The sequence below is a fragment of the Paraburkholderia kirstenboschensis genome (assembly GCF_904848585.1).
Lineage (GTDB): Bacteria > Pseudomonadota > Gammaproteobacteria > Burkholderiales > Burkholderiaceae > Paraburkholderia > Paraburkholderia kirstenboschensis.
The window spans coordinates 63,164-75,531 of record NZ_CAJHCR010000008.1 but is presented as its reverse complement, the minus strand read 5'-3'; the positions used below and the strand labels follow the sequence as shown (position 1 = coordinate 75,531).

The following is a 12,368-nucleotide window of genomic DNA, read 5'->3' as shown; positions in this document are numbered from 1 at the left end:
CCCGCGTTTATTTCCACAGCGCGCAGCGGGTTTCCGACTTTGTCGTGAACGCCTGCTCGCCGGGAATCGTCGCGGTGATCTTGTAGTAGTCCCACGGCTCTTTCGACTCCGCCGGCGTCTTCACCTGCATCAGGTACATGTCGTGGATCATGCTGCCGTCCTGACGGATGTAGCCCTTCGCGTAGAAGTCGTCGATCTTGGTCTTCTTCAATTGCGCCATGACCTTGTCGGCGTCGGTCGAACCGACTGCCTGCACGGCCTTCAGATAGTTCATGGTCGCCGAGTAGTCAGCGGCTTGCAGGCTCGACGGCATCTTGCGCATCTTGTCGAAGTAGCGCTGCGCCCACTTGCGCGTGTTCGCGTCCTTGTTCCAGTACCAGCTATCCGTCAGCACGAGGCCTTGCGTAGTTTCGAGACCGAGGCTATGCACGTCGTTGATGAACATCAGCAACGCGGCGAGCTTCATGCTCTTCGTAATGCCGAATTCCTTCGCGGCCTTGATCGAGTTGATGGTGTCGCCGCCCGCATTGGCGAGGCCGAGAACCTGCGCCTTCGACGACTGCGCCTGCAACAGGAACGACGAGAAGTCCGACGCCGACAGCGGATGGCGCACCGTGCCGAGCACCTGGCCGCCGCTCGCTTTCACGACGTCCGCGGTGTTCTTTTCGAGCGCCTTGCCGAACGCGTAGTCGGCAGTCAGGAAGTACCACGTCTTGCCGCCCTGCTTCACCACCGCGGAGCCCGTGCCCTTCGCGAGCGCCGTAGTGTCGTACGCATAGTGAATCGTGTACGGCGTGCATTGCTCGTTGGTCAGCGTGTCGGCGCCCGCGCCGATGCTGATATACACCTTGTGCTTTTCGCCGGCGACGGTGTTCATGGAAAGTCCCGTTGCCGAGTTCGTGCCGCCTACCAGCAGATCGAGACCCTCGCGGTCGAACCATTCGCGCGCACGCGAGGCCGCGATATCGGCCTTGTTCTGGTGATCCGCATACAGCACCGTGATCGGCTTGCCATTCACCTTGCCGCCGAAATCGGCGACGGCCATGCGAATGGCTTCAAGGCCACCCTGACCGTCGATATCCGCATACAACCCCGACATATCCGTGACGAAGCCGATCTTTACTGCATCGTCAGCCGCCTGCGCGCTGCTCATCGTGATGGCGGCGCCGGCGGCGACCGCGAAACAAACTGAAGCAAGCCGCGCGAGTGGGTTCTTTTTCATTCCTGTCTCCTGGTTCAACGCTTGTGGTTATCAGAGGCAATCGGGCGCGCGTTTTCTATACGCCCAGCAGATCGTGCAGTGTCGGCATCTTGCTTTCGAGTTCACTCGCCCCGAAGTGCTCGACGATCGCACCATGCTCCATCACATAGAAGCGGTCGGCAAGCGGCGCGGCAAAGCGGAAATTCTGTTCGACCATGACGATCGTGTAGCCACGCGCCTTGAGCGTAACGATCATGCGCGCAAGCGCCTGCACGATGACAGGCGCCAGCCCTTCGGAGATTTCGTCGAGCAGAAGCAGGCTCGCGCCGGTGCGCAAGATACGCGCTACCGCAAGCATCTGCTGTTCGCCGCCGGAGAGCCGCGTGCCCTGGCTCATGCGGCGCTCCTGCAAGTTCGGGAACATCGAATAGATCTCTTCGAGCGACATCATGTGCGCTTTGTCGCCGACGAGCGGCGGCAGCAGCAGATTTTCCTCGCACGACAGGCTCGAAAAAATCCCGCGCTCTTCGGGGCAATAGCCGATGCCGCAGTGCGCGATGCGATGCGTGGGCAGGTTGATCGTTTCACGTCCGCCGATGCGGATCGAACCCGTGCGCCGGCCGGTGAGTCCCATGATCGCGCGCAATGTCGTGGTGCGCCCCGCGCCGTTGCGGCCAAGCAGCGTGACGACCTCGCCGCGGTCCACCGTCAGATCGACACCGTGCAGAATGTGGGACTCCCCGTACCACGCCTGCAGACCCGCGATCTCAAGCGCAGGAGCGCCCGCCGCGGTGCCGCTCACTTCGAGGCTTTCGCGCTCGGCAATTGTATTCATGCGTGGGCTCCGGCGAGCGCCGCGTCGGCGCTGCCCATATAGGCTTGCATCACGAGCGGATTCTTCGACACTTCGGCGTAGCTGCCTTCGGCGAGCACCTCGCCGCGTTGCAGAACAGTGATGGTGTCGGAGATGCCGGCGATCACATTCATGTTGTGTTCGACCATCAGGATCGTGCGGCCGCTCGATACTTTTTTGATCAACGCCGTGACGCGGTCGACGTCCTCGTGACCCATGCCTTGCGTCGGTTCGTCGAGCAGCATCAGCTCGGGCTCCATCGCGAGCGTCGTGGCAATTTCCAGCGCGCGTTTGCGGCCGTATGAGAGTTCGACGGTCAACACATCGGCGAAATCAGTCAGGCCGACTTGCGTCAGCAGGTCCATTGCGCGGTCGTCGAGCTGGCGCAGCGTGCGCTCGCTCTTCCAGAAATGGAAAGCGGTGCCGAGCGAACGTTGCAAACCGATGCGCACATTCTGCAATGCCGTCAAATGCGGGAACACAGCGGAAATCTGGAACGAACGGATGATGCCGCGCCGCGCGATCTGCGCCGGCCGCTCATTCGTGATGTCGACGCCGTTAAAGACAATCTGGCCCGCGGTCGGCTCGAGGAACTTGGTGAGCAGATTGAAGCAGGTGGTCTTTCCTGCTCCATTAGGGCCGATCAGCGCATGGATCGAGCCACGGCGCACGCGCAGGTTCACTCCGTTCACGGCAATGAAGCCTTTGAACTCGCGAGTGAGGCCGCGCGTTTCGAGAATCGTATCGCCGAGAATCATGTTCCCTTCCATACGGAGTAAGGCGAAGCACTACGATCTTACGCGCGAAGCTCTGCGCGACTTATGTGGACGGCGGCACCCCGTGCACGCTCGTTGGCGTGCTGCACCAATCCGGACGGTAATCCTTGGGGCAACACGCAGCATGGCTGCCATTGTCGCGCCAATGATGCAGCGCATTCATTGGGATTTGCACTTAGTGGATGACGCGTGTGAGCGCTTGCGCACTGTAGTCTCTCACTGGAGACACACACGCGCAGATTGACCTGACACACGAAGATGAGAACACGAGGCACGCGCGAGGCGTGCCCTACTCGTAAACACGCGTGTCACACAGCGGACATCGATACGGCCTGACCCGCATGCGCAGCAAGGCTGCCGGCCACGCGTGCACGCCGATCCTCGCGGATCATGTCGCTCGCGCGCTCGGCGATCATCAACGTGGGCGAGTTCGTATTGCCCGATGTGATGGTAGGCATGACCGATGCGTCGACCACGCGCAGTCCTTCGACACCGATAACTCGTAGTCTGTTGTCGACGACCGCGCCTGGATCGTCGGTCGTACCCATCCGGCATGTGCCGACCGGATGGAAGATCGTCGTGCCAACCACTCCTGCCGCGCGCTGCAGTTCTTCCTCGGTCTGATATTCCGTGCCCGGCAATATTTCCCGCGGCTGATAACGGGCCAATGCCGGTGCTGCAGCAATGCGACGCGTGAGACGCAATGCGTTGGCGGCGACATGGCGGTCGTAATCGGTGGACAGGTAGTTCGGCGCGATCAACGGCGGCGCAGCGGCGTCTGTCGATTCGATATGAATACTGCCGCGCGAAGTGGGCCGCAACTGGCACACCGACGCGGTGAATGCATTGAACCGATGCAGCGGTTCGCCGAAGCGATCCAGCGAAAGAGGCTGTACGTGATATTCGAGGTCCGGGCGCGTGAGCGAGCGATCGTCGGGGTCCGACTTCGCGAATGCGCCGAGTTGCGACGGCGACATCGACATGGGACCGCTTTGAAAGAGCGCGTACTGCAAGCCGATCATGAGCTTGCCCCACCAATGCGCGGATGCGGTATTGAGTGTGCGAACTCCGTCGACCTGATAAGCCATGCGCAATTGCAAATGATCCTGAAGATTTTCGCCGACGCCGCGCAGGTCGTTGACCACGTCGATACCGAGGTTCTGCAAACGCGCGCCGTTACCTATGCCGGACAGCTCCAGCAATTGTGGCGAATTGACTGCGCCTGAACTCAGAATCACTTCGCAACGGGCTTTCGCAAAGTACTCTGTTTCGTTGCCGCGGTATTCGACGCCCGTGCAGCGGCGTCCCTCGAATACCACGCGCTGTGTATGCGCTCCGGTGATGATGGTGAGATTCGGGCGCTTCATTGCGGGGCGCAAAAATGCCTTAGAGGCATTCCAGCGAATACCCCGCTTCTGATTGACGTCGAAGTAGCCAACGCCCGTGTTGTCGCCGCGATTGAAGTCGTCGGTGGCGGGAATGCCGGTCTCTTGCGCGGCCTTCGAAAATTCTTCGAGCACCTTCCATTTGAGGCGTTGCTTCTCCACGCGCCACGGTCCCCCGGCGCCATGCGATTCGCTCTCGCCCGAGTAGTGATCTTCACTGCGTCTGAAAACTGGCAGCACGGAATTCCATGACCATGACGCGTCGTTCGTGACGCGCGCCCACTCGTCATAATCTTCGCGCTGGCCGCGCATATAGATCATTCCGTTGATCGACGAACTGCCACCCAATACGCGGCCGCGCGGATAGGAAAGCGCGCGGCCGTTCAGGCCCGGCTCCGCCTGCGTTTTATAGAGCCAGTCGGTACGAGGATTGCCGATGCAGTAGAGATAGCCGACCGGCACGTGAATCCAGTGATAGTCGTCCTTGCCGCCCGCTTCGAGCAACAGCACCTGCACATCCGGATCTTCGGTCAGGCGATTGGCGAGCACGCAGCCCGCCGTCCCAGCGCCGACGATGATGTAGTCGAATTCGCCCTCGAGACGCCGCCCAGAAGACGCGGCTTGCGCGTTGCTCATCGTTCAGTCTCCTAATCATTTTTACCAGCCTATGCAGGACCGGTTTTATCGATGCCTTCGGCGCGACAGGATCGCCTCCACCGAAGGCCAACATCTCGAACTACTTTGCAACCGGCATGGTGAACTCAGCGCCCTTGGCGATGCTGTCGGGCCAGCGCTGCATGATGCTCTTGTAGCGTGTGTAGAACCGCACGCCCTCCTCGCCATATGCGTGGTGATCGCCAAATAGCGACTTCTTCCATCCGCCGAACGAATGCCACGCCATCGGCACCGGAATCGGTACATTAATGCCGACCATGCCTATCTGAATCTGCCGCGAGAAAGCGCGCGCAATGCCGCCATCCGACGTGAAGAGCGACACGCCGTTGGCCAACTCGTTGGCGTTGATCAATTCCACCGCGGACGCAAAGTCCGGCACGCGTACCACGCATAACACCGGTCCGAAAATTTCCTCGCGATAGATCTTCATATCGGTCGATACGTCGTCGAACAGCGTACCGCCGAGAAAGAAGCCCTTGTCGTGACCGTCCACCCGATGACCGCGGCCGTCGACCACGAGCTTCGCGCCCGCCGCGATGCCCGCTTCGATATAGCCGACCACTTTCTCACGATGCGCGGCCGTCACCAACGGTCCCATCTCAGCAGCCGATTCCATGCCGTTCAGAATCTTCAGGGTCTTTACGCGGGGCGTGAGCCGCTCGATCAGTTCATCGGCGATATGGCCCACCGCAACGGCGACGGAAATCGCCATGCAGCGCTCGCCGGCCGAGCCGTATGCGGCACCGATCAAAGCGTCGACAGCCTGGTCGAGATCGGCATCCGGCATCACGACCAGGTGATTTTTAGCGCCGCCCAGCGCCTGCACGCGCTTGCCGTGCTTCGTGCCTTCCGTGTGGATGTACTCGGCGATCGGCGTGGAGCCGACAAACGAAACCGCACTTACGTCGGGATGCACGAGCAGCGCATCGACCGCGACCTTATCGCCGTGCACGACGTTGAACACGCCGTCCGGCAAGCCGGCCTCCTTCAGAAGTTCCGCGAGACGGTTCGACGCCGACGGATCGCGCTCCGACGGCTTCAGCACGAACGTGTTGCCGCAAGCTATCGCGACCGGGAACATCCAGCACGGCACCATCATCGGAAAATTGAATGGCGTGATGCCGGCGACCACACCGAGCGGCTGACGCAGGTTCCAGTTGTCGATGCCGCCGCCGATCTGGTCCGTGAAGTCCGTCTTCAACAGATTCGGAATGCCGCATGCGAACTCGACTACTTCGATGCCGCGCATCACCTCGCCCTTCGCGTCGGAAAACACCTTACCGTGTTCGCGCGTGATCAGTTCCGCGAGTTCGTCGTGATGGCGGTCCAGTAATTCCTTGAACTTGAATAGCACCCGCGCCCGCTTGATAGGCGCGGTCTCGCTCCACGCGGGAAACGCGGCATATGCGGCGGCAACCGCGGCATCCACTTCGGCGACGCTCGCGAGCGGCACGCGCGCGGCGACGTCACCCAGCGCGGGATTGAAGACGTCGCCGAAACGGCCGCTCGTTCCGTCAATCGCCTTGCCGTTGATGAAATGGGTTAGCGCCCGGATGCCGGCGTCCGCGCGGACGCGATCGTCCTGATATGTCTCGCTCATGTTCTGTCCTCTGGATAGTGGGCCATTCATAGATGGCTGCTGGGAATCTTCCGCCAACACGCTGGCGTGCTCAAACGCCAGCGTAAGGCGCTTCGCCCGGTGAAATCCAATGAGTAATGCTCAACTGGGCCATAAGCGGCGTTAATATCAGTGGATGGATCTGACTCTGCTACGCGCGTTCGTCACCGTTGCACGCGAGGGCAACCTCACGCGTGCTGCGGTGCAACTGCATTTGACCCAGCCGGCCGTCAGTCTGCAAATCAAGCATTTGCAGGAGACGCTGGGCGTCACGCTGTTCACACGGACCTCCCACGGACTGTCGCTGACCCGCGACGGTCAGGCGCTTCTGCCGCACGCCGAACGTGCGCTGGCCGCGGCGAGCGACGTGCAGCGAGCCGCGCAATCGCTGCGCCAGGAGGTGCGCGGACGCTTGCGCATCGGCACGATTCTCGACCCGGAGTTCCTGCGCCTCGGCGGTTTCCTCAAGCAACTGGTGGAGACGTGGCCGCACATCGAGACTGCTTTGCGGCACGGCATGTCGGGCTGGGTACTCGACCAGGTCCGCGCAGGGGAACTGGATGTCGGCTATTACATTGGCGTGCCCTCCGAGGACGACACGCGCGACGGCCCTGCCTTCCACACACTGACGCTCACGCAGTTCCAGTATCGCGTGCTTGCGCCTGCCGGCTGGAAAGACCGCGTGAAAGGCGCGCGCGACTGGCGCTCGCTTGCCGCATTTCCGTGGATCTGGACGCCGCCCGCTTCCGCGCATAACCGCCTGCTGTCCCGCGCTTTCGGGGAGGCCGGCGTGAAGCCGGTGAAGGTCGCGGAAGTGGATCAGGAGCCGTCGATGCTGGATCTCGTCAAATCCGGCGTGGGCCTGACGCTCGCGCGCGATGCAATTGCGATTGCCGAGGCTCATGCGCACGCGTTGACCATCGTCGAAGGCATTACCGTACCGACGCAACTGAGCTTCATCACGCTCGCCGAACGCAAGGACGAGCCGGCGATAGCCGCTGCGCTCAAGCTTGTCGAACTGCAATGGACCGCCTGAGTACGATACGCGGCTGCGATATGAGCGGTCCTCATGACAGCGTTCGCGCGATTTCCGCCGGATCTTGGGGAGCTTAAACCGCGGCGTCACGCAGTTTTTGTTAGATTGACGGTTCTCTCATGCGCGCACGCCGGTGGCGCCCGCCCTCACCGCTTTCCGTTCCAACCGACTCTGTCCTTCCTGGCAGCTTGGCGCCGGTCACACCGGAAGCCGCCCACCACTCAATTCTTCGACAGGAGCCTGACATGGCACGCAACATCGAAATAAAAGCCCGCGCGCAGCATTTCGAGCAACTGCGCGAACGCGCGGCGCAGCTCGCGCCGGACACGCCTTTGATCTTCCGCCAGCAGGATTTTTTCTACGACGTGCCGCGCGGGCGCCTCAAGCTGCGCCAGTTCGACGACGGCACGCCCGCCGAACTGATCTTCTATCAGCGTGACGACCGCGACGGGCCCAAGGCGTCGTATTACACACGCAGTCCTGTTACGAACCCCGAAGCCATGCACGCGCTGCTTGCCACGGCGCTGACAACGCGCGGCATCGTGACCAAGGAACGGCATGTGTATCTGGCAGGGCGCACGCGCATTCATCTGGATCGCGTCGACGGTCTCGGCGATTTCGTGGAACTCGAAGTGGTGCTCGCGCAAGACGACAATGAAGAAGACGGTCAGGCCGAAGCGCACGCTATGTTCGCGAGCCTCGGTGTGCCGGAATCGGATCTGGTGGCGGTCGCCTACGTCGATTTGCTGAGCCCGGACAGCGAGCCGAAGCAGTTGGCATAAGCCAAGCGCGCGGCCAATGCGCGCGTCAGGCGGCGGCCGTTCCCGGCGACAGATGGCCAAGCGGCAACGGCCCGTTGCGCTTGAACGTGGTGAGTACGATGTTCGAGCGCACGCTATCGACGCCCGGCACGCGCATCAGCTTCTTCATCACGAAGGTGGACAGGTAGTTCAAGTCGGGCGCGACGATGCGCAGCAAATAGTCGGCGTCGCCCACCACCGCATGGCATTCCAGCACTTCGGGCAAGGTGTCGATCTGTTGCTGGAATTGCTCGATGATCGAATCGCCATGATGCTTGAGCTTCAGGCTCGTAAAAGCCGTCACGCCAAGACCCAGCTTCTCGGGCCGCAGCACCACGCGATAACCGTCCACCACGCCGACCTGTTCGAGCCGTTGCAATCGCCGTCCGATTTGCGACGGCGACAGCGGCACCTGTTCGGCCAGTTGCTGATGCGTTGCGCGCCCGAAGCGCTGCAGTACGTCGAGGAGTGCGAGATCGAAGTGATCGAGTTCTAGCATGTAGGGTGTTTCATCGACTGTATTACCGCTTGTTAAAGAATTCGTCGTATTGAAAGGGCTTTGCAGGCAACGCGGGACTCAAACCTTCAGTTCTACAGGCTATTCTTAAGGCGCACGTAAGAATCCCACGCTTGCTGCGCAAAGGCGTCCAAAGCATCGCGCGTTAGCGTGTTCTGACGCTGTACAATCAGGAGCGCATACGGCTTGGAGAGCGCGCTTGCCTCCTTGCACAGAACGAGTTCGTCTCCGCTCGAAGGTGAGCGGGCGCGCCAGAAGTTGATCGCGGCTTCCAGTTCGTGAATGCTTATCTCGGACATGGCTTCGACTACCGGTGTGCGCCAGCAGGCTGCTCGATGACTGCTTCGTGGCCGGTTACGCCAGTTGGCACAGGCACACCACAGGCGGTCTGTGAAGCAGGACTGTGTAGCAGGCGCCCGGCGAACCGCTTGCCCAAACGCCTAAACCCATTGTACTTGAGCGAAATCCATGCGACTCCTTCTGATCGAAGATGACCGTCCCATCGCGCGCGGCATCCAAAGCAGTCTCGAACAAGCCGGCTTCACCGTCGACATGGTCCACGACGGCATTTTCGCCGAACAGGCCCTCACGCAAAATCGGCACGAACTGGTGATTCTCGACCTCGGCTTGCCGGGCATCGACGGTATGACGCTGCTCTCGCGCTTCCGTCAGAGCAATCGCCACACTCCGGTGATCATTCTCACCGCGCGTGACGAACTGAACGACCGTGTGCAAGGCCTGAATTCCGGTGCCGACGACTACATGCTGAAGCCGTTCGAGCCCACCGAACTCGAAGCGCGCATTCGCGCGGTGATGCGCCGCAGCGGACCGCACGGCGACATGCCGCGTCCGGAAGTGTCGCTGGGCGGCGTGCGTTTGTCGGGCGTCGATCGCCGCATTTTCAACGACGACAAGCCGCTCGAACTGTCGCCGCGCGAATTCGCCGTGCTCGAGATGCTGCTGCTGCGCCACGGCCGCGTGGTCAGCAAGGCGCAACTGCAAGACCACCTTACGCATTTCGGCGGCGATCTTGGCGACACCGCAATCGAGGTCTATGTGCACCGTGTGCGCAAAAAGCTCGAGAACTGCCGTGTCGAAATCGTCACGGTGCGCGGCTTCGGTTATCTGTTGCAGGAAATCCGCCAGGCCGCATAATCGTCGTGAAGGCCGCAATTCACTTGCGGCCCGACGGCGCCGGGCCGGCGCAGCGCACTGCTTGCGCGATTCGCCGGCATCCGGCGAAACTTCACGGCGCCTTGCGCCTGCCCTTTTCCCGCGCGTTCGATCATGCCCCAGCCGGCCGCCAATAGTCTGCGCCGCACGCTGCTGCGGCGCCTAGCTGCTCCTCTTTCGCTGCTCGCGCTCATGAGCGGCCTGATCGCCTACTGGCTCGCGTGGCAGTACACGCAGCACGTGGTCGACCGCTCGCTTGCCGACCTCGCGACCGCCATCTCCAAGCAGATCCAGATCGCGGGCCCCGAAGCGCCTATCACCGTGCCGCCGCTCGCGCAGGCCATGTTCTCAGATCCGGTCGAGCATCTCGTCTATCGGATCAGCAACGGCGAAACCGAAATCGCCGGCGATAAGAGCCTTCCGCTGCAAGGCACGAGCGTTCGGCGCATGCATTACGCGTATGTGTTCGAAACCCAGCACCAGGGCGTGACCGTGCGCGTCGCGCAGGTACGGGTGGATCAGCCGGTCGGCAACCCGATCGTCGTCGAAGTCGGGCAGCCGGTGCATCACCGTTTTCGTATCGCAGCCGAATTCCTCGTCGCCATCATGATGCCGCTGCTGTTGCTGCTGCTCGCCGGCTGGGTGATCGTATGGCGAGTGGTCAATCAGCAGCTCAATCCGCTAACCGATCTCGCGGACTCGCTGAACCGGCAAACTCATACGTCGCTTGAACCGGTGGACGAAACCTACGTGCCCGTCGAAATCCGGCCGCTGACTGGCGCTGTGAACGCGCTGCTTGGCCGTCTGAAAACCGCGCTCGACGGTCAGCGCAAATTTATCGCCGATGCCGCGCATCAGTTGCGCACGCCGCTCACCGCCGTCAAGTTGCATGCGGAGCAGGCGGCCACCGCCCGCGACCCGCAACACACGCTCGCCGCCGTGCGCGAACTGCGTGCGGCGGCCGATCGCGCGGTGCGTCTGTCGAATCAGCTGCTGTCTCTTGCGCGCGCCGAACCGGCCGAGCAGGCTGCACGCTTCGTGAATGTGGATATGGCCGCGCTCGCGTTCGATACCGGCGCGGAATGGGTGCCACGCGCATTGACGTCGCACGTCGACCTCGGTTTTCAGCGGCTCGACGACCCGACCAACGATCATCCGTTGATCGCCCGCGGCAATCCGGTTCTGCTTCACGAAGTGATCGCGAACCTGCTGGATAACGCGCTGAAATATGTGCCGCCGTCGCGGTTCGACGGCGGGCGCATCACGGTCACCGTGTCGCAAACCGTGATCGACGAGGTACGCATGGCGGAAATCGTAGTGGAAGACAATGGAGCGGGCGTGCCCCACACGCAGCAAGCCGATCTGTTCAAGCGGTTTTTCCGCGGCGACGGTCAGAGCGATAACGGTGTGGATGGCGGTGCCGGTCTCGGCCTCGCGATCGTTCACGACATCATGGCGTTACATCACGGCAGCGTGCATTACGAAGACGCATTGGAAGGCGGAGCGCGTTTCATCGTGCGTATTCCGCTCGTGCATATCGCCGTTCCGTCCGGGCAGAAAGACGACATACAGCGCCACGAAAAAAAACCGGCGCACTCGGCTCCGGTCGATCTGTAGCAGTGTCTCTTGAACGGGTTGCCTCGCCGTCATTCGCATGACGAACCGGGCAACTCGCGCTACTTCTTCTTGGCCTTCTTAGCCACCTTTGTTGATTTCGCCGATTTAGCCGGCTTCGCTGTTTTGGCCGCGCCCTTCTCTTTCTCGGGCGGCGCCAGCATTGTCCCGCGGCACTTGCGCGAGCCGCAGCGGCATTCGTATTCCTTCTTGAGCTTCTTGGTCTGACGCGCGTCGATCACGAGGCCGTAATCGTAGAAAATTTCCTCGCCTTCAGCGATGTCGCGCAGCGCGTGCACATACACGTGACCGTCGATCTCTTCGGCTTCGCAGTTCGGCGCGCACGAGTGGTTGATCCAGCGCGCGCTGTTGCCCTTCACCTTGCCGTCGATCACCTTGCCGCTGTCGAGCGCGAAGTAGAACGTGTGGTTCGGTTCGTCAGGATTATGCGGATGACGGCGCAACGCTTCTTTCCAGGAAATCCGCTCGCCCTTGTATTCGATTAGCCGCTCGCCGGCCGCAATCGGTTCGAGCGCAAACACGCCTTTGCCGTGCACACCTGAACGACGCACGGCGATCCTGCGTGAACTCATTGAATGAATCCTTGTGAAGAACTGGGGATGAAGTCCGGCAGCCGTCGGAAACGCCCGCGTCTGACGCGCTGATTTTTTCTGGCGCTGATAGCAAACGCGGCGCCCTGCGAGCGCCGCGTCGACCTGC

The 12,368-nt window shown here is 61.6% G+C and carries 12 protein-coding genes; 4 read left to right on the top strand and 8 right to left on the bottom strand.

Annotated features, from left to right (window positions below; genetic code table 11):
* Window positions 1–7 precede the first annotated feature (7 nt).
* The 5 genes from JMY24_RS20970 to JMY24_RS20950 all read right to left on the bottom strand — a co-directional run bounded on the left by JMY24_RS20970 (window position 8) and on the right by JMY24_RS20950 (window position 6,490).
* On the bottom strand, window positions 8–1,222 hold the full coding sequence (locus JMY24_RS20970; RefSeq protein WP_128596051.1) for an ABC transporter substrate-binding protein: 1,215 nt from the start codon (window positions 1,220–1,222) through the stop codon (window positions 8–10).
* Between the two features lie 55 nt (window positions 1,223–1,277).
* Complete coding sequence (locus tag JMY24_RS20965; RefSeq protein WP_201702826.1) at window positions 1,278–2,036, bottom strand: ABC transporter ATP-binding protein; 759 nt, start codon at window positions 2,034–2,036, stop codon at window positions 1,278–1,280.
* On the bottom strand, window positions 2,033–2,812 hold the full coding sequence (locus JMY24_RS20960) for an ABC transporter ATP-binding protein (protein WP_027776903.1): 780 nt from the start codon (window positions 2,810–2,812) through the stop codon (window positions 2,033–2,035). Before JMY24_RS20960 ends, JMY24_RS20965 begins: the two co-directional genes overlap by 4 nt.
* Before the next feature lie 326 nt (window positions 2,813–3,138).
* Entirely contained in the window at window positions 3,139–4,851 is a 1,713-nt protein-coding gene (locus tag JMY24_RS20955; RefSeq protein WP_128596052.1) for a GMC family oxidoreductase, read from the bottom strand.
* Between the two features lie 100 nt (window positions 4,852–4,951).
* Window positions 4,952–6,490, bottom strand: coding sequence for a CoA-acylating methylmalonate-semialdehyde dehydrogenase (locus JMY24_RS20950; protein WP_201702824.1), 1,539 nt, complete (start codon window positions 6,488–6,490; stop codon window positions 4,952–4,954).
* 154 nt (window positions 6,491–6,644) lie between these two features.
* On the opposite strand from JMY24_RS20950, the gene JMY24_RS20945 reads away from it, so the two are divergent.
* Together JMY24_RS20945 and JMY24_RS20940 are read left to right on the top strand one after the other, a co-directional pair.
* On the top strand, window positions 6,645–7,544 hold the full coding sequence (locus JMY24_RS20945) for a LysR family transcriptional regulator (protein WP_128584495.1): 900 nt from the start codon (window positions 6,645–6,647) through the stop codon (window positions 7,542–7,544).
* A gap of 245 nt (window positions 7,545–7,789) precedes the next feature.
* On the top strand, window positions 7,790–8,326 hold the full coding sequence (locus JMY24_RS20940) for a class IV adenylate cyclase (RefSeq protein WP_201702823.1): 537 nt from the start codon (window positions 7,790–7,792) through the stop codon (window positions 8,324–8,326).
* Window positions 8,327–8,351: 25 nt separating this feature from the next.
* On the opposite strand, the gene JMY24_RS20935 is transcribed toward JMY24_RS20940, so the two are convergent.
* Window positions 8,352–8,843 (bottom strand): Lrp/AsnC family transcriptional regulator, encoded by a 492-nt coding sequence (locus JMY24_RS20935; protein WP_128596053.1) that lies wholly within the window; start codon window positions 8,841–8,843, stop codon window positions 8,352–8,354.
* Window positions 8,844–8,935: 92 nt separating this feature from the next.
* On the bottom strand, window positions 8,936–9,160 hold the full coding sequence (locus tag JMY24_RS20930) for a DUF3717 domain-containing protein (protein ID WP_128584498.1): 225 nt from the start codon (window positions 9,158–9,160) through the stop codon (window positions 8,936–8,938).
* Between the two features lie 169 nt (window positions 9,161–9,329).
* On the opposite strand from JMY24_RS20930, the gene JMY24_RS20925 reads away from it, so the two are divergent.
* The gene (locus tag JMY24_RS20925; RefSeq protein WP_013590077.1) at window positions 9,330–10,016 is read left to right on the top strand and encodes a response regulator; all 687 of its coding nucleotides are present in this window, start codon (window positions 9,330–9,332) and stop codon (window positions 10,014–10,016) included.
* A 132-nt stretch (window positions 10,017–10,148) separates the two neighbouring features.
* The gene (locus JMY24_RS20920; RefSeq protein ID WP_201702822.1) at window positions 10,149–11,651 is read left to right on the top strand and encodes a sensor histidine kinase; all 1,503 of its coding nucleotides are present in this window, start codon (window positions 10,149–10,151) and stop codon (window positions 11,649–11,651) included.
* A 59-nt stretch (window positions 11,652–11,710) separates the two neighbouring features.
* On the opposite strand, the gene JMY24_RS20915 is transcribed toward JMY24_RS20920, so the two are convergent.
* Window positions 11,711–12,241, bottom strand: a complete 531-nt coding sequence (locus tag JMY24_RS20915; protein WP_128584500.1) for an SET domain-containing protein — start codon at window positions 12,239–12,241, stop codon at window positions 11,711–11,713.
* Between the last annotated feature and the right edge of the window lie 127 nt (window positions 12,242–12,368).

What these genes read in the sequence shown, in the direction of transcription:
- JMY24_RS20970 (WP_128596051.1), bottom strand. Translation starts at nt 1,222, where the DNA reads ATGAAAAAGAACCCACTCGCGCGGCTTGCTTCAGTTTGTTTCGCGGTC.
- JMY24_RS20940 (WP_201702823.1), top strand. Translation starts at nt 7,790, where the DNA reads ATGGCACGCAACATCGAAATAAAAGCCCGCGCGCAGCATTTCGAGCAA.
- JMY24_RS20915 (WP_128584500.1), bottom strand. Translation starts at nt 12,241, where the DNA reads ATGAGTTCACGCAGGATCGCCGTGCGTCGTTCAGGTGTGCACGGCAAA.
- JMY24_RS20960 (WP_027776903.1), bottom strand. Translation starts at nt 2,812, where the DNA reads ATGATTCTCGGCGATACGATTCTCGAAACGCGCGGCCTCACTCGCGAG.
- JMY24_RS20950 (WP_201702824.1), bottom strand. Translation starts at nt 6,490, where the DNA reads ATGAGCGAGACATATCAGGACGATCGCGTCCGCGCGGACGCCGGCATC.
- JMY24_RS20965 (WP_201702826.1), bottom strand. Translation starts at nt 2,036, where the DNA reads ATGAATACAATTGCCGAGCGCGAAAGCCTCGAAGTGAGCGGCACCGCG.
- JMY24_RS20920 (WP_201702822.1), top strand. Translation starts at nt 10,149, where the DNA reads ATGCCCCAGCCGGCCGCCAATAGTCTGCGCCGCACGCTGCTGCGGCGC.
- JMY24_RS20945 (WP_128584495.1), top strand. Translation starts at nt 6,645, where the DNA reads ATGGATCTGACTCTGCTACGCGCGTTCGTCACCGTTGCACGCGAGGGC.
- JMY24_RS20925 (WP_013590077.1), top strand. Translation starts at nt 9,330, where the DNA reads ATGCGACTCCTTCTGATCGAAGATGACCGTCCCATCGCGCGCGGCATC.
- JMY24_RS20955 (WP_128596052.1), bottom strand. Translation starts at nt 4,851, where the DNA reads ATGAGCAACGCGCAAGCCGCGTCTTCTGGGCGGCGTCTCGAGGGCGAA.
- JMY24_RS20935 (WP_128596053.1), bottom strand. Translation starts at nt 8,843, where the DNA reads ATGCTAGAACTCGATCACTTCGATCTCGCACTCCTCGACGTACTGCAG.
- JMY24_RS20930 (WP_128584498.1), bottom strand. Translation starts at nt 9,160, where the DNA reads ATGTCCGAGATAAGCATTCACGAACTGGAAGCCGCGATCAACTTCTGG.